The sequence below is a fragment of the Lacibacter sp. H375 genome (assembly GCF_037892425.1).
Classification (GTDB): domain Bacteria; phylum Bacteroidota; class Bacteroidia; order Chitinophagales; family Chitinophagaceae; genus Lacibacter.
Window position 1 is genome coordinate 3,344,078 of sequence record NZ_JBBKTT010000001.1, and the last position, 21,354, is coordinate 3,365,431.

A 21,354-nucleotide genomic window follows, 5' to 3' on the forward strand; every position below is an offset into this window, starting at 1 on the left:
TATGAAACAGTTTCAATCAATCAAACTCAGTTCACTCATCGTTGCATTTTTGCTGTTGATGGGTGCATGTAAAAAAAATAGTGGAGGAGGTTCTACACCCGACCCCGTTCTACCTCCGGTAGCAGTATTCGATATCAACTCCATTAATGATACGTATGGACCCATTGCTCCGTTTGCAAATTTTCTGCAATGGGGGCCACATAATACACACGACCCTGCTATTATTAAGGATGGTGAATTCTATTACTCCTACAGTACGGATGTGGGCTATGGAATTGATGTGCGTGCAGGGCTTCAAATACGTCGTTCAAAGGATCTTGTACAGTGGACATTTGTTGGTTGGGTATTTAACAATCTGCCAGCAATGGGCGCAGCATACATTACACAAGCAGGCGGAACACCATTTAATTCACTATGGGCACCCTGTGTTGTAAAAGTAGGTTCAGAATATCGTTTGTATTATTCTCTTAGCAGTGCGGTTCCCCGTTTGAGTGTAATAGGTATGGCAACAGCTACCAATCCTGTCGGTCCATGGACAGAAAAGGGGCTTGCTGTAACATCGCTCAATAATAACTCAGTACAAACAAATGCAATTGACCCTTCAGTTATCATTACAGCAACCGGCGAACACTGGATGCACTATGGTTCCGGATGGGATGGTATCTATGCATTGCAGCTAAACCCTTCAACAGGGTTGGCTTTGGTGAGCGGCGATAAAGGGAAACGCATCGCCAACCGTGGTTTTACAGGTGGCAGATACAATGGTAATATTGAAGGGCCTGATATTATTTACAATGAAGCACTTAAAAAATATTATCTGTTTATAGCGTACGATTGGCTGGAAACAAAATACAATGTACGTGTAATGCGGGGCGATAAACCTGATGGTCCATTTTATGATTATAACGGAGCCGATGCAAACCTGAACGTGGATCATGGCCCCATGATTATTGCACCATACAAGTTTGCAGGCCATAGTGGATGGCAAGGTGTGTCACACTCTACAACATTTAGTGATGGTACAGGTAATTACTTTATTGCTCACCAGGGCCGTCCCGGTATTGATAGGTTTTATATGAATATGCATGTACGTAAGTTGTTCTGGACACAAGATGGCTGGCCGGTAGCGTCTCCCGAACGATATGCATGGGAAAAAGATTCACTCATTTCACAGGCTGATATAACAGGCGAGTGGGAGCAAATTGTACTTGGTTATAATGTGGTACCAGGCTATGCAGCCGAACAAACAAATCCTGACTTTCAAAACTCAGTGAATTTAACTATCAACGCTAATGGAACGTTGAATGGTAATGCAGCAAATACATGGACTTACACAGCGCCCTGGTTGCAGTTAAATTGGGCTAATGGCTTTACAGATAAAGTGTATGTTCAGAAAGGACGTGATTGGGAAAACAAAAAGAACACGATCATTTTTACAGGATTAAATAACCAGGGTACAGCCATTTGGGGAAAGAAAAAATAATATGAAACAGTATAACTTGAATATGTTAAGCTATTTTATGAAATTGAAATATCTTCTTGCCTTTACAATACTTGCGACATCTTCTTTTGCACAAACAAAAAAGATGCTTATAGTGAAAGCCAATCAACCTGTTGCAGATGTACAACCTACCATGTGGGGTGTTTTTTTTGAAGACATTAATATGGGTGCTGATGGTGGTATTTATGCTGAACTCATTAAGAATCGTTCGTTTGAATTCAGTAAACCCCTCATGGGCTGGAAAGTGGAGCAAAAGCCGTTTGTAGAAGGTGCAGTAACTGTACAAAACAGGCAAGCTGGTAATCTTCCAAATCCACGTTTTCTACGTGTGCAATTAAACAATTCAACAAAAGAAAGTCTTAGTATCACAAATGAGGGTTTCCGTGGAATGGGAATAAAGAAAAATTTGCGTTATGATTTTTCGTTTATGTACCGCACTTCTGCTGCCGGAATAAAAGTGCATGTGGAATTACTTGATGCAAAAAATGAAATTATCGGCAGCACTGTTACAGCAGTAGTAGCTTCAGGAACCGATTGGAAAAAGCAGGCTGTAAGTTTCAATGCATCAGCAACAGAAATAAAAGGACAATGCAGAATTTGGTTTGAAGGAACGGGAACGATTGATATGGATATGATTTCATTGTTTCCGGAAGATACCTGGAAAAAACGCCCTGGTGGTATGCGTGCCGACATGATACAGAAGCTTGCTGATATGAAACCCGGTTTCATTCGCTTCCCCGGCGGATGTATCGTAGAAGGTTTTGATCTTTCGCAGCGTTATCAATGGAAAAAAACAATCGGCCCCATTGAAGAACGTCAGTTAATTATCAATCGCTGGAATTTCGAATTTGCACATCGCCCCGCTCCCGATTATTTCCAAACATTCGGCTTGGGCTTTTTCGAATATTTTCAGTTAGCAGAAGATATCGGTGCAGAGCCTTTGCCCATTCTTAATTGCGGTATGGCTTGTCAATTTAATACCGCAGAGCTCGTTCCCTTAGATGAACTGCAGCCGTACATCCAGGATGCGTTAGATCTGATCGAATTTGCAAATGGAGATGTATCTACCGTGTGGGGAAGCAAACGGGCAGCGATGGGGCATCCTGCGCCTTTCAACTTAAAATTTCTTGGTGTTGGCAATGAAAACTGGGGACCGCAATACATCGAGCGGTTACAGATTTTCCAAAAAGCAGTAAAGGAGAGATATCCGGAAATTAAATTGGTAACAAGCTCCGGAACCGATCCTGATGGTGCACGTTTTGATTTACTCAATACAGAGTTACGCAAAATGAATGCAGATATTATTGATGAACACTATTACCGCAGACCAGAATGGTTTTTGCAAAATGCAAGACGTTATGACAATTATCCAAGAACAGGATCAAAAATTTTTGCCGGTGAATGGGCCGCACAAAGTGACAAAGTCGTAAGTGTTGAAAATAAAAACAACTGGTTAACTGCTATTACTGAAGCAGCATTTATGACAGGACTTGAACGTAACGCTGGTGTGGTGCATATGGCATCGTATGCACCGTTGTTTGCACACGTGGATGGTTGGCAGTGGAAACCTGATTTAATTTGGGTTGATAATTTGAATGCTTATGGCACACCGGATTATTATGTACAGAAATTATTCTCTCTAAATAAAGGAACGCATGTTGTTCCTATCACTATGAACAATGATGTGATTGTAGGGCAGGATAGCTTGTATGCATCAGCAGTAGTTGATAAAGCAAACAATGAATTAGTAATTAAAATTGTGAATGCTTCCGGAAGAGAACAGGTAAATGCAATACTAATTGAAGGAGTAAAAAAGCTGGCAACTCAAGGAACCCTCATCGTAATGCAGGATAACGATCTTACAAAAATGAATTCCATTGCACGTCCGCAGGATATAGCGCCGGCGGAAACTACCATTCCTGTAAAAGGAAAGAAATTTGATTATAAATCAGCTCCATATTCCTTCAGTATACTTCGGATCAAACTGCTTTAATTGTTATTTATGAAAAGTATTTTGATTGTCATTCTTTGTTTCTCTTCGCTGTTTGCAAATGCACAACGGCAACCTGATTCAGTTGGCACAGTAAAACCAACAAGGGAAACACCTGTGCACGATCCGGTGATGATTAAAGAAGGGAATACCTATTATCTCTTTTGTACAGGTTTTGGTATTTCTGTGTTTTCATCTACCGATATGAAAAACTGGAAAAAAGAAAAACCTGTTTTTGCTACAGCACCCAAGTGGGCAGTTGAAACTATTCCCGGTTACAAAGGTCATACATGGGCTCCGGATATCAGTTATCATAACGGCAATTATTATTTATACTATTCAGTATCGGCATTCGGAAAAAATACATCCTGCATTGGCGTTGCTGTAAACAAAACGTTGAATTCATCTTCACCCGATTATAAGTGGGAAGATAAAGGCAAGCTCATTCAATCAGTACCGGGCAGAGATATGTGGAATGCAATTGATCCCAATCTTATTGTTGATGAAAACAATGTGCCTTGGCTCAGCTTCGGTTCTTTCTGGAATGGAATGAAATTGCTGAAACTAAATACTGATCTCATCTCTATTGCTCAGCCGGAACAATGGCATACAATCGCATCACGGCCACGAACATTTGGAACTGCAGATACATCGGCAGGAGATGCGGCCATTGAAGCGCCGTTCATTTTTAAGAAGGGGGACTTCTACTTCTTGTTCGTTTCATGGGACTATTGTTGTCGTGCGGAAAAAAGCGATTACAAAGTAGTAGTTGGCAGAAGTAAAACGGTTACCGGTCCTTATCTTGACAAAAATAATGTTCCGATGACAGCTGATGGCGGATCGTTGGTAGTAGAAGGAGATACAAAAGAATGGTTTGGCGCAGGACACAATTCAGTTTACAGCTTTGGCGGGAAAGATTATATCATTTATCACGGATACGATGCATTAGATCGGGGTCGCTCAAAACTATTAATTAACCAACTGGAGTGGGATAGCCAAGGCTGGCCATTTTTAAAGCAATAAAGCTCATCTGAATAAGTTTGAGAATCTACTCTTGATAGAATCTTTGGAATAGCTGCAAAAAAGTCTATTACAAAGAAGTGTATAACGTAAAGGCTGCCGCCAGTACGCTATATTAACGACAAAAAAATATCAAACGGAATCGAAATATAAATTTTACGTCAACTACTTTAACCTCCACAACAACATGAAATTTTTTATCGACACAGCTAATTTAGCACAAATCAAAGAAGCAAATGAACTCGGCATACTGGATGGTGTTACCACCAACCCTTCGTTAATGGCGAAAGAAGGAATTACCGGAGATGCAGCTATTCAAAATCATTACAAAGCCATTTGTGAAATAGTGGATGGTGATATTAGTGCAGAAGTAATTGCAACTGATTATGCAGGCATAATTGCAGAGGGAAAAGTGTTAGCCGCTTTGCATCCAAACATTGTTGTAAAAGTTCCCATGATTAAAGATGGTATTAAAGCCATTAAATGGTTTTCGGATAATGGAATCCGAACAAATTGCACATTGATTTTTTCTGCTGGACAAGCCATACTTGCTGCAAAGGCCGGAGCTACTTATGTCTCTCCGTTTGTAGGTCGAATTGACGATAGCGGTTGGGATGGTATGCAATTGATTCAACAGATTGCCAACATTTATGCTGTTCAGGGATTTGAATCAGAGATTCTTGCTGCATCAATCCGTAATGCGAATCATATCATTATTGCAGCTGAAATGGGTGCACATGTTTGTACTTGTCCTTTAGATTCTATTCTGGGTTTATTAAAACATCCGTTAACAGATATTGGATTGGCGAAGTTTTTAGAAGACGCAAAAAAAATGTCATAAGCTATGCAAATTCAAAACTTAAAAGAAATCGCTTCGCAAGTACGTCGTGATATTGTACGGATGGTACATGCCTGCCAGTCGGGGCATCCGGGTGGCTCACTAGGTTGTGCAGACCTTGTAACTGCATTGTATTTTAAAGAAATGATGATCGATGAATCACGGGGAAAGGATGGGTTTCTGCAATTCTCACGGGCAGGGGTAGGCGAAGATCAGTTCTTTTTGTCTAACGGTCATATCTCGCCCTTGTTTTATTCAGTATTGGCACGGCGTGGATACTTTGCCGTTAGTGAGCTGGCTACGTTTAGAAAAATCAATTCACGTTTGCAAGGTCATCCTGCAACACATGAACACTTGCCAGGTATCCGCATTGCGTCGGGCTCATTGGGTCAGGGACTGTCGGTAGCTGCCGGGGTTGCTTATGCAAAAAAACTAAAGAAAGATACTACAACCGTTTTTGTATTAATGGGAGATGGTGAGCAACAGGAAGGACAGATTTGGGAGGCTGCACAGTTTGCACCACATTATAAACTGGATAACCTGGTTGCAATTGTAGACTGGAATAATCAACAGATCGACGGCCCTACAGAAAAAGTAATGAACAATCGTGATATAAAAGCAAAATACGAAGCATTCGGATGGGCAACGATTGATCTGCATGATGGCAACGATCTGCAGCAGGTTACAGATGCTTTAGCCAAAGCAAGATTGCTGGAAGGGAAGGGTAAACCGATTGTTATTTTAATGAAATCGGAAATGGGTTTTGGTGTTGATTTTATGATGCACACGCATAAATGGCATGGTACAGCACCCAATGATGAGCAGCTTGCAAAAGCACTGGAGCAATTACCCGAAACCTTAGGCGATTATTAAAAATTAACTACTACAAGAATGAAAAAGTATATATACACAGAAAAAAAAGATACAAGATCCGGTTTTGGTGCAGGCATGGCGGAATTAGGGAAACTTAATCCAAATGTTGTTGCACTGTGTGCCGATCTTGTTGCTTCATTGAAACTTGATGCGTTCATCAAAGAAAATCCCGGCCGATTTGTTCAGTGCGGAATTGCTGAAGCAAACATGATTGGTGTTGCCGCAGGTTTGGCTGTTTCTGGATATATTCCGTTTGCTACAACATTTGCAAATTTCGGTTCGGGAAGAGTGTACGATCAGATCCGCCAGAGTGTTGCGTATTCGGGCACGAATGTAAAAATTGCAGTATCGCATGCGGGATTAACATTGGGTGAAGATGGTGCAACACATCAGATTCTGGAAGACTTAGCGATGATGCGTGCAATGCCGGAAATGACAGTGATCAATCCATGCGATTATAATCAAACAAAAGCGGCAACCATTGCTTTGGCTGAACATGTTGGCCCGGCATATTTACGTTTTGGCCGTCCGGTAGTTCCTGTATTTACAGATGCCCATCAAAAATTTGAGATCGGTAAAGCGTGGATGGTGAACGAAGGAAAAGATGTGAGCATTATTGCAACCGGTCATTTGGTGTGGGAAGCAATTCTTGCAGGCGAACTGTTAGAAAAAGAAGGGATTGATGCAGAGATCATCAACATACATACAATTAAACCACTCGATGAAGAAGCCATACTGAAATCGGCAGCTAAAACAAAATGTGTGGTTACTGCAGAAGAGCATCAATTGAATGGAGGCTTGGGTGATGCCGTTTGTCAATTGTTGAGTCGTAATGCACCAACACCTGTTGAAATGATTGGTGTAAATAATTCGTTTGGTGAAAGCGGAACACCTGCCCAGCTAATGGAAAAATATGGTTTAAATGCAGCTAGCATTGTGGAGAAGGTAATGAAGGTAATGAGCCGAAAATAATTTTTGAATTCTAAATAATGGGTTTATGAGTAACAAAGCCTCATATTTGATTGGGTTAATTACTGATCAGATTTCGTTCGAACCCTTATTTTGAACAGAGCAAACAGTGAAGAACTTGCTTCATCGGTTTTTTATTATCTCCGTTGGAAAAGCAGTTTTACAAAAACATGAAGTTCGAACCGAAAGAGTTAATAAAATATTCAGTGAAATCGCAGAACAGGCAAACGTTTCGGTGGAAATAAAAATGGCGATTCATAAAAGAATCGCCAAAAATCTACTCTTGTGCCCGGGACTAGATTCGAACCAATACTAAAATTGTTCCAGTAATTTTCTCCTATGTTAATTTATTATACTACGGTTTTTGTAGATATGAGACGCTAGAGAAATCAAGCGAAACAAATGAACGATGTTTCACTGAAGAGCGGGTTTAAAAAAAATATTATAAGATACTTATTTGATTGTGAGCGGTTCTTGCATTAAAGTTTGAATCCTGACTCGGTCGCAACCCTGGCTTTCTGCAAAACCGCATTCCAAGTTGCGTGGAGTTTTTTTATATCCCTAACCTCCGACTGAATTCCATTTCTGTCATTCATTTGACAGTGCTCCAGTTAAATATCAAAACTAACTCTATTCTGTAATTCAACCGACAGCATCTTCGCATACACAACTATTTCTTTGTACTTCAAAAAAAGAAGTATGCGAATAGTTAAAAAGCCTGTGGCTGTTGAGCAGGCCATCAAAGAAAAACGTATTGAAGAACGTGTGATCAGTATTGTATTTACATTGACAATGTTGCTGATCGGTTTGTTTGTTAGTATTAGCAGTCATGCACAAAAGCAAAACGGTAAATACTTTAATAATGTAGATGCAAGTGGCGTGATCCTCGATGGTTATGATGCTGTGGCGTTCTTTACAGATAATAAACCAGTAAAGGGAAATGCAGCCTTTCAGTTTAACTACCAGGATGCAGTTTATTATTTTGCTTCGCAGGAACACCTCGATCTGTTTAAAGCTGATCCTGAAAAATACAAACCGCAATTTGGCGGATGGTGTGCTTATGCCGTTTCATTAGGCCGTATTGCACCAATTGATGTGAATACATTCTCGATTGTAAATGGTCGATTATTTATTCAGCACAACCAACGTGCAGTAAATGGTTGGAACAAAGATGTGCCGTCGAATATTATCCTTGCTGATAAATACTGGCCAAATGTAGCAGCCCATCACGGTAAACAAATTACGACCGATGAAGAAAAACAGTATTACAATAATACAGACAAAGATGGTGTGATCATGGATGGGTATGATCCTGTTGCTTACTTCACCGATAAAAAAGCGGTGAAAGGCTCATCTGAATTTTCAGCCCGTTATAATGGTGCTACTTTCTATTTCACATCACAGCAACATGCAGATATGTTTAAAGAGCATCCTGATATGTTTGCGCCTTTATATGGTTCGTTCTGCGGTTATGCAATGGCGTTTGCAAGACGAAGACCTGTTAATCCTGAGTATTGGAATATTGTTGATGGTCATTTGATATTGCAACATTCAAAAGGAGCATGGGAGCTATTTAATAAAGACATTCCTAAGTTCAAAGCCGAAGCTGATGTAAAATGGCCGCCCATCAAAGAACAAAATGCAGGTAAGAAAGTGAAATATGACAAACCTGTTTAATCGCCTCATCAAAAAACAATCAATATGAAAAAGATCATTGTATTCCTGTTCGCTGTATGCGCTGTAACAATTACAAATGCACAAGTAACGCAACACAATATTTCACTGGAATCGGCAAAGCTGATCGTAACAGAAGCAGTGAACTTTGCAAAATCGGTAAATGCGCCTGGTGGTGCGATTGCCATCGTTGATAATGGCGGCAATCTTGTGTACCTCGAACGGTTGGATGGAACGTTTGCAGCAGCAAGTGAAGTGGCAACAAAAAAAGCAAATACTTCTGCATTATTCAAAGCACCTTCTTCACGACTTGAAAATTCAATCAACGGTGGACGAGGTGCATTAATCACTGTTGGACATACATTTCTGCAAGGTGGTATTCCCATTCTTTTTGAAGGACAGGTGATCGGTGCAATTGGTGTAAGCGGAAGTGCCAGTGCTCAACAGGATGAAGATATTGCCAACGCTGGCGCAAAAATCAAGCTTAGTAAATAAGAATTGAATCATGAGCAAGATCTACAAAATCATTAAAATACAGATCATCCTGTTTTTATTACTACTCATCGGCATTGCTGTGTTTTCGCAGGAAACAAGACAGCTTGCTGTAGATAAGCCGTTTGCCGTTGCTGACCTTAAAACAACTGACGGTGCTGCATTGCTGAATGCGAAATGGTTTGCACAACCGGCGCATATTGTCAACACTTCCTTTAAACAACCTGGGCCCGGTACCAATGGAGATCAATTAAAATTATATCCGACCGGTGCAGCCATTCAAACAAATCAACTACATCCGCAAATAGGTGCAGTTGATTTTGAAAAAGGGTTTAAACCTGTTGCCACAACTGAATTGGAAAACAGGCAGGGCGCAGGTTTATTTTCTTTTGTTTGGTATAAAACTGAACTTACTATTCCTGCAAGTATTGGTACAACATCAACAAAAGACATGACAGCTGTTTTTGAAATTACAGTTGATGATTACAGTGAGATATGGGTGAATGGAAAACAACATCAAAGCTTTGGACAAAGTGGTAACGGAGTGATAGCAGGTTACAACACACGTAACCGTGTAGTGTTAACCAATCATGCTACAGGAGGAGAAAAATTTGTTATCTACATTCTGGGTATCAATGGAACAATAGGAAAACTTCCAGACAATTACATCTGGGTGCGCAATGCAGTTGTTGATTTTTATAAAAACGGATTGCCTGTTAAAAAGGAGTGGGCTGATGTTGGAAAAATTTATACCATCAATCAACAACTGAATAAGATCATTACTGCAGGAACCAAAGTTGAGAAAGTAGCAGATGGATTTTCATTTACTGAAGGACCTGTTTGGCATCCCGATGGTTATCTATTATTCAGTGATCCCAATACAAATACAATTTACCGTTACGATCCTTCAACACATAATGTAACGGTTTACATGAGTCATAGTGGTTATAGTGGTACAGATATTGGTGAGTATGGTCAACCAGGCAGCAATGGTTTGGCAATTGATAAAGAAGGACGATTAATTGTTGCACAACATGGTAACCGTCGTATCATTCGTCATGAAAAGAAAGGACCTGTTACAATATTGGCCGATAAGATTGATGGGAAACGATTCAATAGTCCAAACGATGTTGTGTTGAAAAGTGATGGTACTGTTTATTTTACTGATCCACCTTATGGGTTGCCATCTTTCTATACGGACAAGCGAAAGGAAACAGAGTGGCAGGGAATTTATATGATCAAAAACGGGAAAGTACAATTGGTATCAACTGATCTCGGCGGGCCTAATGGTCTTGCTTTTTCACCCGATGAAAAATATTTCTATGCAACCAACTGGGATATCCGTGATATTCATACAACAAAAACCATTTGGCGATACGAGGTGCAGCCCGATGGCACATTAAAGAATGGCAAAGTGTTTTTCGATTTTAATTTTACAGAAGATGAAGAAGCGCTTGATGGGTTAAAGATCGATAAAGAAGGAAATCTGTTTGTGTCAGCACCGGGCGGTTTATGGATACTGTCTCCCGACGCAAAGATCTTGGGCAAGGTTGTTACGCCTGAACGTCCCGCAAATATGGCTTGGGGCGATGATGGAAAATCATTGTACATGACGGCACACAGCAGTATTTACAAAATGCGGGTAAACATCGGCGGTAAGTTCAGTTGGGAATAAACAAATGGTATAAATTGTGCCGGGTAATATTGCCCGGCTCATTTATTATTAAAACGAATAATTATGAAAACAGCAATAGTTACAGGTGCTACCGGAAATCTTGGTCAGGCCGTAGTAAGAAAATTTATTGAAGAAGGATATTATGTGGTGGGCACTGTTATTCCAAACGATCCTGTGCAATTAGATTTTCCTGCTCATCAATACGAAGCTGTAACAGTTGATCTTTTAGATGAAGGTGCGGCTTCGGCTTTTGTATCATCAGTTATTGAAGAGCATGGAGCAATTGATGCAGCTGTATTAACAGTGGGCGGCTTTGCAATGGGTTCTATTGCTGATACGGCATCAGCTGATATTCTAAAGCAATACAAATTAAATTTTGAAACAGTTTATCATGTTGCCCGTCCGGTGTTTGTGCAAATGATGACACAAAAAGCAGGACGGATATTTATGATTGGATCAAAACCAGGCTTGTCTGCAGCAAACAGCAAAGGCATGACAGCTTATGGTCTTGCAAAATCATTGGTTATTCGTTTGGCTGAAATGATGAATGTTGAAGCGAAAGGAACGAACGTTGTAGCAAACCTCGTTGTGCCCAGCACCATCGATACGCCGCAAAATCGAAAATCAATGCCTGATGCTGATGTCAGCAAATGGGTGAAGGCAGAAGATATTGCCAATATCATTTACTATCATAGCAGCGATGAAGGTGCCATACTTCGTGAAACAGTGATAAAAGTTTATGGTAACGGTTGAGTCGACTATTCGATAAATCCTGTTCCCGAATGTATTTCATGCGACAGTTTTAATCCAAGGGATCATGAAACTTCGTTTATAATTCTACAATTTATGCTACAAGGGAAAAATATACTTATTACTGCCGGCCCAACCAGGGAAGCAATTGATCCGGTGCGTTATATCAGCAATCATTCTTCAGGCAAAATGGGATATGCTATCGCTGATGTTTGTTTACAGCAGGGTGCGAATGTTACACTTGTATCAGGCCCGGTGTGCATTTCGCTTTCGCATGAAAATTTAACGTTGGTTCAGGTGCAATCAGCCAATGAAATGTACCTGGCTTGTTGCCGTTATTTTGAAGAAGCAGATATTGTTGTGTTTGCAGCGGCAGTTGCTGACTACCGTCCGGCAATCATTGCACAACAGAAGATCAAAAAGTCAGACGAAGAGTTTTTTATCCGCATGGTAAAGAATATTGATATTGCTTATGAGTTTGGACAGATCAAACAATCACATCAACTTTCAGTTGGCTTTGCATTAGAAACAAATAATGAACTGCAGCATGCTATCGGTAAACTGGAGAAAAAGAATTTTGATATGGTTGTTCTCAATTCGATGAATGATGCACAGGCAGGATTTGGTTTCGATACGAATAAGATCAGTATCATCCGTAAAGATCAAACAATGGTTGAATTTGATCTGAAACCAAAGAGTGATGTGGCCATAGATATTGTAGAGGAAGCCGCCAGGCTTTACAAAGCCAAAGAGAATTCTGTACGGTCACTTGTTTAATGAAAGAAATTTATTCAGGCTTACAATAGATCAGTTCATCATTTTCTTTGAACCAACTCAGTCCCCCGGTTCTTTGCAATCCTTTCTTTGTATCAACATATAAAACGATCCAGTCGTCAACTTGCACTGCTCTTGCAGTAAGCCTTACGGGGTCAGCAACATAGTTTTTCACAAAATCGTTTAGTTTATTTCCTTTTTCATCGAGCAGCAGATAATAAAGTGGCCCGGCGTTTTGCTGACGAACATAAAAAACGGGACTGATGCCGCCGGCAATACAACGAATAGCACAATCACGATGTGGCTTTCCTCTACCCGGTTTCATTACACCGAAATAACATTTGGGATCAAGTACTTCACCAATCAGATCTACAGTGCCAAGTTCTTTTGTTTTAGGTTGATGAGAAGACGATAGTGTTGCTGCAATGCTAAGCAAGGGTTTATCATGCTTGTCAATTTGCAGTAACGATTTCCCGTCGTAGTAGATCAATGTTCCCTTGAGGGTGATCTGTTTTTGATCAAGGCTTACAGCACGCTCTTCTTCAAGTGAACGGATAATACCTTCAGCTCCATGTTTTCCATAGCCAACCAGCGGCATTGTAATAAAGCTGCTCCCGTTATTTTGTTGAGTATACACTTTAATGGATGGCACAGGAAACTGCTGATAGATACCCGTTACTTCTGTTAACTGTCCATATTCAAAAACAGAGTTTGAGAATTTTTTCTGTTGCATCGATACTAATGAAGCAAGTGCAAGAACCAATACTGCAACAACAACTATGGCTATTGTTACCTGTTTTGCATATCCTTTCGGTGCTGCGGGCATCCATCCTATATAGAATTCATTATTATTCATATCAATTTACTTTCTGTTTATAACAATGCTCCTTCACGTTCAGTTCCTTCAGCAAACGCAATTGGGTTTAACCATACTTTATTATGATTCACACGCACATCATATGTGCTTACTCTTTCTTTAAAAGGTGGTGGCGATTGCCCGTTATGTGGCAGGTATTGATAACCATGCCAGGGACATGTAATACAGCCATCAACGATCTTTCCTTCACCTAATGGCCCGCCCTGGTGTTTGCATACATTGTGAATTGCGTATAATTTTTGTTCATGCCTGTACACAGCGATGCGTTCCTGATCAATACAGAATATTTTTGCACGGCTGTCTTCAATTTCATCTGCTTCACACACATACACAAAACCATCCTCTTGCAGTTTAAACTTCATCTTATCGATCTTTCTTTCTTTTAGTCCTGCAAGCAGGTGAAGAATGATCAGCGAAGCCGAACCGGTAAACAGGATAAGTACAAACACCGGATTCTTTTCATATTGAATGACTCCCAGCATGACATGCATCACCACCAGTATATAAGCTGCATACACAAACATGTGCAATGTTTTCCAGACAATTGGGGAAAGATTGTGTAGCCAGAAATCATGACTGGTAATGGCCATTAAAAAGAAAATAATCAAAGCAAAAAATCCTAAGGCCTGGAATGGGAATGCCGGAATTGACCCATAATTTGTATTAGACAGAAATAAAGAAAGGAGTGGATTGGTGTTGCTCAGCGAATGAAACTGGATGATGCCGAAAATACCATGTACCGCTGAAAAGGAGAACATCGTTACTCCAAGATGTCTTCTGTTGTAGAGTAAAGGCATGAACTTTTTGTTCAATCTTGTTAGTGGACCAATAGAAAGAATGATGTGTAGTAACAACACCGCAAGGGTAGAAGTGCTTCTGATCAGTATTGTTTCGAATGTTGCTTCGCTATTAAACAGTAATGTAAGTGAAATGAACAAAGCAAGATAGCTGATGCAGAATGCTGCGATCCATCCATCATAAATTTTCTTTTGCCGGTTCCAGCCGACAGCACTATATGCGGTACTCATAATTGAAAGTTTAGTGTGTCGATGATCTGTTGATGAATAAAATCGTACAGCTGAAAACGATAGGTGTTATTCGAAAAACTATCTGTTTGAATAGAGAAACGATAAACTCCTCTTGTTTCAATCCGGCCAATCAATTCTTTGTTATTTCCTTCTTTTAGCTGATAAATAACAGCAGTGGGAACTTTTAATGGCAATTCATTTCTCCATTCCAATTGCAACTCACCTGCATTGCTTTTTCTTAGTTGAACTGTGTAGGCAGGGCGTTCAATTTTTTTAATGCTTATTGGAAATGCTTCGGGCAGATCGAGGGCAATCGCTTTTACTGGTTCTAATTGTGGAATAAGTAACCAGGAAACAAGCAGCATCACCGGTAGAAAAAGACCGATCAATACCCAGCTGATGCGATGACGCTTTCGCAGTTGCTTATTCATATGCCTGTTCTTTTAATGCTTTTCTCCACTTGCGGAGTAATACCGGCCAGAACACAATTACACCCGGGCTGATGATGATATAAAAACCAATACTGCTTCCTTTAGCTGTTTCATCAATATGGCGGATGCATTTGGCATAAAAGAACGGAACAAACAATACCCCGATCAACAGGTATATGAGCGCTATAATGAGTATGACAGATATGATCATAAAGATCCTTTATGCAAAGAGAGAACATTCACAGGAGTTTTGTTGTCGTTCAATTGACGCAGAAGAAAAAAACTGTTTATATATTAAGCACACTGTTCCACCCATTAAAACCATCGGGCTCACGCACAGGATTCTCCACATCTTCCACCCACATCTTATCATCAATTAAAAATTTGTAAGTGTAAGTGCCTTGTGGTGGCATTGGTATTTCAATTTTCCAAAATCCGTTGGCAGAAGGCTCCATCAGCAAAACATCCTGCGCCCAATAATTAAAACTGCCTGCAAGTGAAATCTGATGGGCACAACTATTCTGAATATGAAATTCGATCATTTTTTTTGGCCTGTTAATAAAAGGCGATGCATGTTGTTTCATTACAACCTCCCGGTTTAAAATGTTAAGCAATGCTCTGCGGGGACGGATATAACCATAACCTTGCTTTACAACGGGTACATCGGGCAGGCGTTTAGCAGTACTGAATAGCAGTCTGCGGATATTCAACGGATCAAGCTCCGGTTTGGCCTGCAATAACTGTGCAATTACTCCTGTTACCAACGGCGCAGCAAACGAAGTACCATCAACATGCATGTAGTGCCTGGAAAAAAACTTTGTTTGCATAACTCGGTTTGCCAGCAACTGCCTGTAATAAGTTACACTCATTTTTTCATTTCCGTTTTCGGGGAGCGAAGATTTTTTTTGCACATCGGGCCATTGCACCATTAACTCTTTATCAGAAAGCTGAAGGGCATCGTGTAATGCAGCTGCCTCCTCGGCTTCATTCGTGCAGGGCAAGATAGGTGCAGCGATCCAGATGGCATTTGCAACCAACTCAGGTTTATACAATCCATCGATTGTTGTGCCGAACGAAGAATGGTAACTGAACGGAACAGCAGTAAGATCATTTGCATCATCCACACCGCCAATACTGATCACATTCGGTGCATTTGCAGGTGGTTTGATCATGACTTCTGTGTTGTTCCCGGCTGCGGCAACAATATTGACGCCTGCATTAATGAGCTGTTCTGCAAGCTGATCAATTCCTGATTCATGATAACTCAAATTCTCATCAGCACTAACACTCAGGTTTACAATTTTAATATCATAGGTTAGATGATTTGCTGCAACCCATTCTAACGCTTTCATGATATTGGCCGTTGGTATCCTGCCATCATCATCCTGCACTTTGATCAATACAAGTTCAGCATCAGGTGCAATGCCTTTGTATAAACCATTGCTGCAATAACCATCACCGGCACACACAACACTTGTCATAGTTCCATGCCAGGCAGATGAATGAGGTTTGCTGAAAAAATCTTCAGTATTGTCGGGATGAGTAATGTCAATGATCTTCTTAATGCGGCTACGTGTTTTAACCAAATCATCATGCAGATAAAATCCACTGTCAATAAAACAAATGGTAACCCCTTTGCCGGTAAACCGTACATCTGTATCAATGCGAAGTGCTGAAGGGAGAATGATAAAGTCATCCAGACTTTTCACCGGGAAGTGCGGCCCAATTTCAGGAAGCATGCGTTGCTGCATCAACAATTCAGTATGGTAATAATCAATACAACGACTGCAGATGCCATCATCTATTGCCCAATCAGGAAACTGTTCTTTGATCTTATCTATAATCAATCGCTCACTTTCAAGATGAAAACGATAAATAAGTTTGTGTACTTCGTCGCCACAAAGCGGACAGGTAACGGCAGTTGTTTCGTTCATGGCAGGAGTTGATTGAATTATTTTCCGATTACATATTCTGTGATTTGCACGGCATGTCCATCGGGATCTTTCACAATAAATGATTTTGTGTGCACACCGTTTTGTTGCTGATGAATGAGTTTGTTTGAAACAACTTTGTAATTCGCTCTCTTTAGTTGCTTGTATAATTTTTCTGCATCATTGGTGATCATGTTTGTTTGCCAGAACCAGAGATCATCAGCTCTTGTATCAGGTGGATATGAACGGCCTGGCCCTGGTTTCAGGTATTCAAGAAACTCAACACCAGGTCCCGCAGGAGATCTGTAACCGGTAATATGTAATGATGCCCCTTGTACATTGTTGAGGTGTTCCTGCTCAATGCCTTTATTAAAACTTTCGCCATTTCGTTCAATACCTAATAACGTTGAGTAGAAACGATGACTGGTAGTTGTATTGCTGATGCCAATGGCTGTATGATCAATACCAAGAAATAGTTTCCCGTTTTGCTCTTGCCATTTTGCCTGTCCTTTCCCTTGAGGAAAAAAGATCAGTTCAAGATTATGCCCATCAGGATCGTGAAAGTAAAATGCTTTGATTCCTTCAGCTCCCGGAATTGATTTGGGCAAAGTTTGTGGTGAAGTTGATACATGCTCTACGTTGTGTTTGCGGAGTTGCTGATAGGCCTGTTCCATATCGCTTACAACAATCGCAATGTGTTGGAATGAAAGATCATTACTCTTCTGATCTTCACGAATACTGCGGCCGCCTGTTGTGAGATAATCAGTGAGCTCAATAAATTCATCGCCCAGTTTTAAACGCACAACCCTGATATTGATGCCGAACAAAGCTTTTAATTGTTCAACTGATACACCTTGCATTTCTTCATCACTCACTTTTTCGAAACCTAATACATCAGTATAGAAAGGGAGAGAACGATTCATGTCTTTTACCGTAATGCCAATTGCATCTACTCTTGTTACCTGTGCTGCTAATACATAATTGAGCAACACAGCCAATGCAAAAAGCAGGAAATATTTTAATAGCTGTTTCATATAAATAATTGAAGTGAAGTTTAGTTGGTGGCGATCTTTGTTTTTCTAAAGCGGATATATACCTCTGTTGCACTCAGCATTCCTGCAAGGGGTGCAATAATGTAGATGGGGAAGGCTGTCCATGTATTTGCAGGTAATGCACTTGCAAAAGAACGGGCTGGGTTCATACCAAAACCTGATATGGGACCTGCAATAATTACCCAGCAACAAACAAGACAAGCCGCAATTACTCTTGTATATTTTTTAAGAACAGGATCATCTGATGTAAACAATACCATGCTCATGGTTATGAATGCAATGATAAATTCTGTGATAGCAGCCGGAACAACACCTGCTTTGCCAGGGACAGTAACTACAGAATTTACCGGGAGATCAGTAAGCCAGCTGCCGATAAGTTGCTGCATAATATAAACTGCCAATGTTCCTCCGGTTATTTGAAACAGCGTAAAGAATACTGCATCATATTTACACATTTGCCCCGTGCGTAAAAAGCTAAGTGTAACCGCCGGGTTGATCTGTGCGCCACTTGCTGCAGTAAGGGGCGAATAAAAAATAAATAATGCGGTTGCTCCCATAAGCACACCCATGATCACTAAGCGTAAAAAACTGTTTTGCAAAAATTGATGTACAGGTGAAGCAGGAGCTTCAAGTAAAGCACCAAAGAAACAGGCAGAGGTCATAAATATCGCCAGACCCAATGCTTCCTGAAGATAATGTTTGTAATTTTTTTGAAAGGAGGCTTTGAGTTGCGTAATGCCATTATGGCCTGTAATGATGCGTATGGGCATTACTCTCATGCTGCAAAATGAAACAAGTTCAAAGAGATTTGCTGTCGGCTGATTGACGAATCAACGATAAATATTCCATTCAAATTCGTAGCTGATGCCCACAAGAAGATAGTGTTCGGTTTTGCGATTTGTAGCCAGGAAGTATTCCATGTGAGGTCGTACTTTTTTTGTGTTGAGAAGAATACCTGCGCCGGCATTAAAATAAAAACGGCCGGAGTGAATAAGTTCGGCATTCTGTTGATTTTGCTCTTTTTCAAATGTGTAACTTATTCCTGTTAATGGATAAATTGTCCAGTATTTTCCAATGTTGTTATGAAAGTGAATGTTCCAATCATAATCCCAGGCTGAGATTCGATAGGAGCTGTTTTGTTTAAATCGCTGCACCGGAAAGAAACGGTTTATTTCAAATCCTGTTGAAAGTTTGTTGTTTAGGAAATAGAAGGCACTAAAGTTGATGCCATGCTGGTTTGTTGTATGGTTGCGAATAGCCGCCACATCGATACTGATTTTTCGCTGAGCTTGAATGGCCAAACAGTAATTTGTAAACAGCAACAAAGCGACAGTGTGCTTAAGAAGTTTCATTACTTATTTCTTTTAATTCTTTCGATAGAAAGTAATTCAGTGCTGTGCGAAGAATAGCAATAGCAGTCAGTTGCCCAATATCATTCCAGCTGGGGGCAACGGCAGTAGCCAACACATCTGCACCGAGTAATAATTCTAGTGCAATGGCCACGGCACTTCCAAACTTCACACGCACCTGTTCGGCTGTGTACCATTTTTTAGCAGGTACAAAGTAAATGAAGAGTGTTTTCACCACTGCCCAGCCAATGATCACCGCTGCAAGTATCTCAACCGCATGACTGATATTGATTGTTATAAATTTTGCTGTTTCTTCCATAGTAGAATCAAATGAATGCCTCCCGAAGAATCGGGACGCTGTTGTTGAACCACATCAAAGAATTAGACAGGATGAATAATTTCTACCGGTTTCTTTTCTGTTTTTTGCTGAAACCATTGATGAAGAATATGATCACCTACACGCAATGCATTGGCAGCAATGGTGAGTGCAGGATTAAATGCGCCACAACTTGGAAAAAAGCTGGCATCAACCACATACACATTTTCAAGATCATGCGTTTTACAATTCAGATCGAGTACCGATGTTGAGGGATCGGTGCCAAAGCGGAGTGTTCCGTTCTGGTGACTCATACCACTGATGTCGAGATCATAGCCAGCCCATTGCACATCTTTATAGTCAGGATCAATTTCTCCCAACTGTTGAAAGATCTGTTTGAGTTTAGCTTTCAGTTTTTCATACGCTGTATAATTGGTGCGTGTGTAATGCACCTGTATACTTCCATCTTCACGAAGTGTAACACGATTATCAGGCGATGGAAGATCTTCAGCAGTAAGCCAGAAATCGATCGTCATTTCTTTTAGTTCATTGTACGATTTACCAGGAGCAATTTTTTCTGCCATCCATACAATACTATCGGGATCATTACGACCCATCAATTGAATTTCTCCCAATGGATATTTGCTGTCGTCAGCACCATGATAGAAATCTGCAAGACCAAGACTCTTCTGGAAAACACTATCGTTCTTCTTTTTGGTAAATGCTACCAGGCACCCATTGTGGTGCAACATCAAATTACGGCCAACCTGGTTGCTGCTGTTTGCCAAACCTGTTGGATGTAATTCATTTGCGCTTCGAAGAAATAATGCGGCACTGTTTACAGCGCCACATGCAACGATCACCAAGTCAGCTGTGAAATGTATCTCTTCCTCGTTTACAATTGCATCAACACCTGTTACACGTTTTCCTGTTTCGTTTGTGATCAGTCGTTTTGCATAGGCATTGGTGAGCAGCGTAACATTTTGTTTTGCCAATGATGGTCGCAGAGCAACGGTATGGGCATCTGCTTTTGATTCAGTAGGATCGGGGAAACCATCAAAGTTTTCCAATAGTACCGGTGATTCGTTAGGATTAAGATCCTGTGGTCTCTTCATACCCATAGGTAACGGAAAAGGATGCAATCCTAACTGTTTCATTTTTTCGGACAGGTCTGCAATCACCGGTTCATAGGGCAGGGGAGGAAACGGATAGCTGTAATTTGTTTTTGGTTCTGTAGGATCTGTATGGCGCTCGCCATGTACATGATATAAAAATTCAGCTTGTGTATAGTATGATTCCAGTGTGTTGTACCCGAAAGGCCATGCAGGAGAAGTGCCGCCGTAATGGTTCACTTCCAGAAAATCACTTTCACGAAAACGAAAGAGCGCAGCGCCATACATTTTACTATTACCACCCACATTGTAATGTATAAACGGTTTGAAGGGTTTGTTATCCTGGTCATACCAATTTTCATTGGGACGATAGCGACCGTTGGTTACCACCTCTTTTGCATCCCAGTTTTCTTTTTCACGGGGAATAAAGCCGCCACGTTCAAGAATCAGGATTCGTTTTCCGCTTTGCGCAAGCTTGTAGGCGATGGTGCTTCCGCCGCTACCTGTGCCAATGATGATGATATCGTAATGGTTTTGCATATTGTTTTTTCAACTACAAAATGAATCATTTGAGAAGAAAGCCGTTGTCAATTATCTGACCAATAGAAGAAGATTATTTTAGTGAAATGAATTCGGTTGATTAATCACCTGCTTTACTTCTATATCAAACAGAATCACTTATTTTTAATTCGGGTGATCAAC

The 21,354-nt window shown here is 40.6% G+C and carries 21 protein-coding genes; 11 read left to right on the top strand and 10 right to left on the bottom strand.

Translation table 11 applies throughout. From position 1 onward, the window contains the following. Position 1: 1 nt before the first annotated feature. The 11 genes from WG954_RS14510 to WG954_RS14560 all read left to right on the top strand — a co-directional run bounded on the left by WG954_RS14510 (position 2) and on the right by WG954_RS14560 (position 12,559). Positions 2–1,483: an arabinan endo-1,5-alpha-L-arabinosidase gene (locus WG954_RS14510; RefSeq protein WP_340437382.1), complete on the top strand. Its 1,482-nt coding sequence runs from the start codon at positions 2–4 to the stop codon at positions 1,481–1,483. A 103-nt stretch (positions 1,484–1,586) separates the two neighbouring features. After that, positions 1,587–3,494, top strand: a complete 1,908-nt coding sequence (locus WG954_RS14515) for an alpha-L-arabinofuranosidase family protein (protein ID WP_340437383.1) — start codon at positions 1,587–1,589, stop codon at positions 3,492–3,494. Between the two features lie 9 nt (positions 3,495–3,503). Beyond that, positions 3,504–4,514: an arabinan endo-1,5-alpha-L-arabinosidase gene (locus WG954_RS14520; RefSeq protein WP_340437384.1), complete on the top strand. Its 1,011-nt coding sequence runs from the start codon at positions 3,504–3,506 to the stop codon at positions 4,512–4,514. 184 nt (positions 4,515–4,698) lie between these two features. Continuing rightward, positions 4,699–5,352: a fructose-6-phosphate aldolase gene (gene fsa, locus WG954_RS14525; RefSeq protein ID WP_340437385.1), complete on the top strand. Its 654-nt coding sequence runs from the start codon at positions 4,699–4,701 to the stop codon at positions 5,350–5,352. 3 nt (positions 5,353–5,355) lie between these two features. Further along, a complete protein-coding gene (locus WG954_RS14530) occupies positions 5,356–6,222 on the top strand; it encodes a transketolase (RefSeq protein WP_340437386.1) in 867 nt (288 codons plus the stop codon). An 18-nt stretch (positions 6,223–6,240) separates the two neighbouring features. Continuing rightward, positions 6,241–7,194, top strand: a complete 954-nt coding sequence (locus WG954_RS14535; protein WP_340437387.1) for a transketolase family protein — start codon at positions 6,241–6,243, stop codon at positions 7,192–7,194. A gap of 696 nt (positions 7,195–7,890) precedes the next feature. Further along, positions 7,891–8,868: a YHS domain-containing (seleno)protein gene (locus WG954_RS14540; RefSeq protein ID WP_340437388.1), complete on the top strand. Its 978-nt coding sequence runs from the start codon at positions 7,891–7,893 to the stop codon at positions 8,866–8,868. Positions 8,869–8,892: 24 nt separating this feature from the next. Beyond that, positions 8,893–9,360: a GlcG/HbpS family heme-binding protein gene (locus WG954_RS14545; protein ID WP_340437389.1), complete on the top strand. Its 468-nt coding sequence runs from the start codon at positions 8,893–8,895 to the stop codon at positions 9,358–9,360. A gap of 10 nt (positions 9,361–9,370) precedes the next feature. Next, positions 9,371–11,032: an SMP-30/gluconolactonase/LRE family protein gene (locus tag WG954_RS14550; protein WP_340437390.1), complete on the top strand. Its 1,662-nt coding sequence runs from the start codon at positions 9,371–9,373 to the stop codon at positions 11,030–11,032. Positions 11,033–11,095: 63 nt separating this feature from the next. After that, entirely contained in the window at positions 11,096–11,785 is a 690-nt protein-coding gene (locus WG954_RS14555) for an SDR family NAD(P)-dependent oxidoreductase (protein ID WP_340437391.1), read from the top strand. Positions 11,786–11,878: 93 nt separating this feature from the next. Further along, a complete protein-coding gene (locus WG954_RS14560; RefSeq protein ID WP_340437392.1) occupies positions 11,879–12,559 on the top strand; it encodes a phosphopantothenoylcysteine decarboxylase domain-containing protein in 681 nt (226 codons plus the stop codon). A gap of 10 nt (positions 12,560–12,569) precedes the next feature. Here the strand turns inward: WG954_RS14560 and WG954_RS14565 are convergent, their stop codons facing one another. From WG954_RS14565 to WG954_RS14610, 10 genes are all read right to left on the bottom strand, one after another. Then, a complete protein-coding gene (locus tag WG954_RS14565) occupies positions 12,570–13,412 on the bottom strand; it encodes a hypothetical protein (RefSeq protein ID WP_340437393.1) in 843 nt (280 codons plus the stop codon). Positions 13,413–13,429: 17 nt separating this feature from the next. Continuing rightward, positions 13,430–14,461, bottom strand: coding sequence for a Rieske 2Fe-2S domain-containing protein (locus tag WG954_RS14570; RefSeq protein WP_340437394.1), 1,032 nt, complete (start codon positions 14,459–14,461; stop codon positions 13,430–13,432). Further along, positions 14,458–14,892 (bottom strand): hypothetical protein, encoded by a 435-nt coding sequence (locus WG954_RS14575; RefSeq protein WP_340437395.1) that lies wholly within the window; start codon positions 14,890–14,892, stop codon positions 14,458–14,460. The genes WG954_RS14570 and WG954_RS14575 overlap by 4 nt, the downstream gene beginning before the upstream one ends. Then, complete coding sequence (locus tag WG954_RS14580; protein WP_340437396.1) at positions 14,885–15,103, bottom strand: hypothetical protein; 219 nt, start codon at positions 15,101–15,103, stop codon at positions 14,885–14,887. The genes WG954_RS14575 and WG954_RS14580 overlap by 8 nt, the downstream gene beginning before the upstream one ends. A gap of 76 nt (positions 15,104–15,179) precedes the next feature. Further along, positions 15,180–16,826 (bottom strand): S8 family serine peptidase, encoded by a 1,647-nt coding sequence (locus WG954_RS14585; protein WP_340437397.1) that lies wholly within the window; start codon positions 16,824–16,826, stop codon positions 15,180–15,182. A 17-nt stretch (positions 16,827–16,843) separates the two neighbouring features. Continuing rightward, a complete protein-coding gene (locus WG954_RS14590) occupies positions 16,844–17,857 on the bottom strand; it encodes a VOC family protein (protein WP_340437398.1) in 1,014 nt (337 codons plus the stop codon). A 20-nt stretch (positions 17,858–17,877) separates the two neighbouring features. Beyond that, a complete protein-coding gene (locus tag WG954_RS14595; RefSeq protein WP_340437399.1) occupies positions 17,878–18,654 on the bottom strand; it encodes an aquaporin in 777 nt (258 codons plus the stop codon). 51 nt (positions 18,655–18,705) lie between these two features. After that, on the bottom strand, positions 18,706–19,227 hold the full coding sequence (locus tag WG954_RS14600; RefSeq protein WP_340437400.1) for a hypothetical protein: 522 nt from the start codon (positions 19,225–19,227) through the stop codon (positions 18,706–18,708). Continuing rightward, entirely contained in the window at positions 19,214–19,543 is a 330-nt protein-coding gene (locus WG954_RS14605) for a DUF1622 domain-containing protein (RefSeq protein WP_340437401.1), read from the bottom strand. The genes WG954_RS14600 and WG954_RS14605 overlap by 14 nt, the downstream gene beginning before the upstream one ends. A gap of 62 nt (positions 19,544–19,605) precedes the next feature. After that, positions 19,606–21,192 (bottom strand): FAD-dependent oxidoreductase, encoded by a 1,587-nt coding sequence (locus tag WG954_RS14610; RefSeq protein ID WP_340437403.1) that lies wholly within the window; start codon positions 21,190–21,192, stop codon positions 19,606–19,608. Positions 21,193–21,354: the final 162 nt, after the last annotated feature.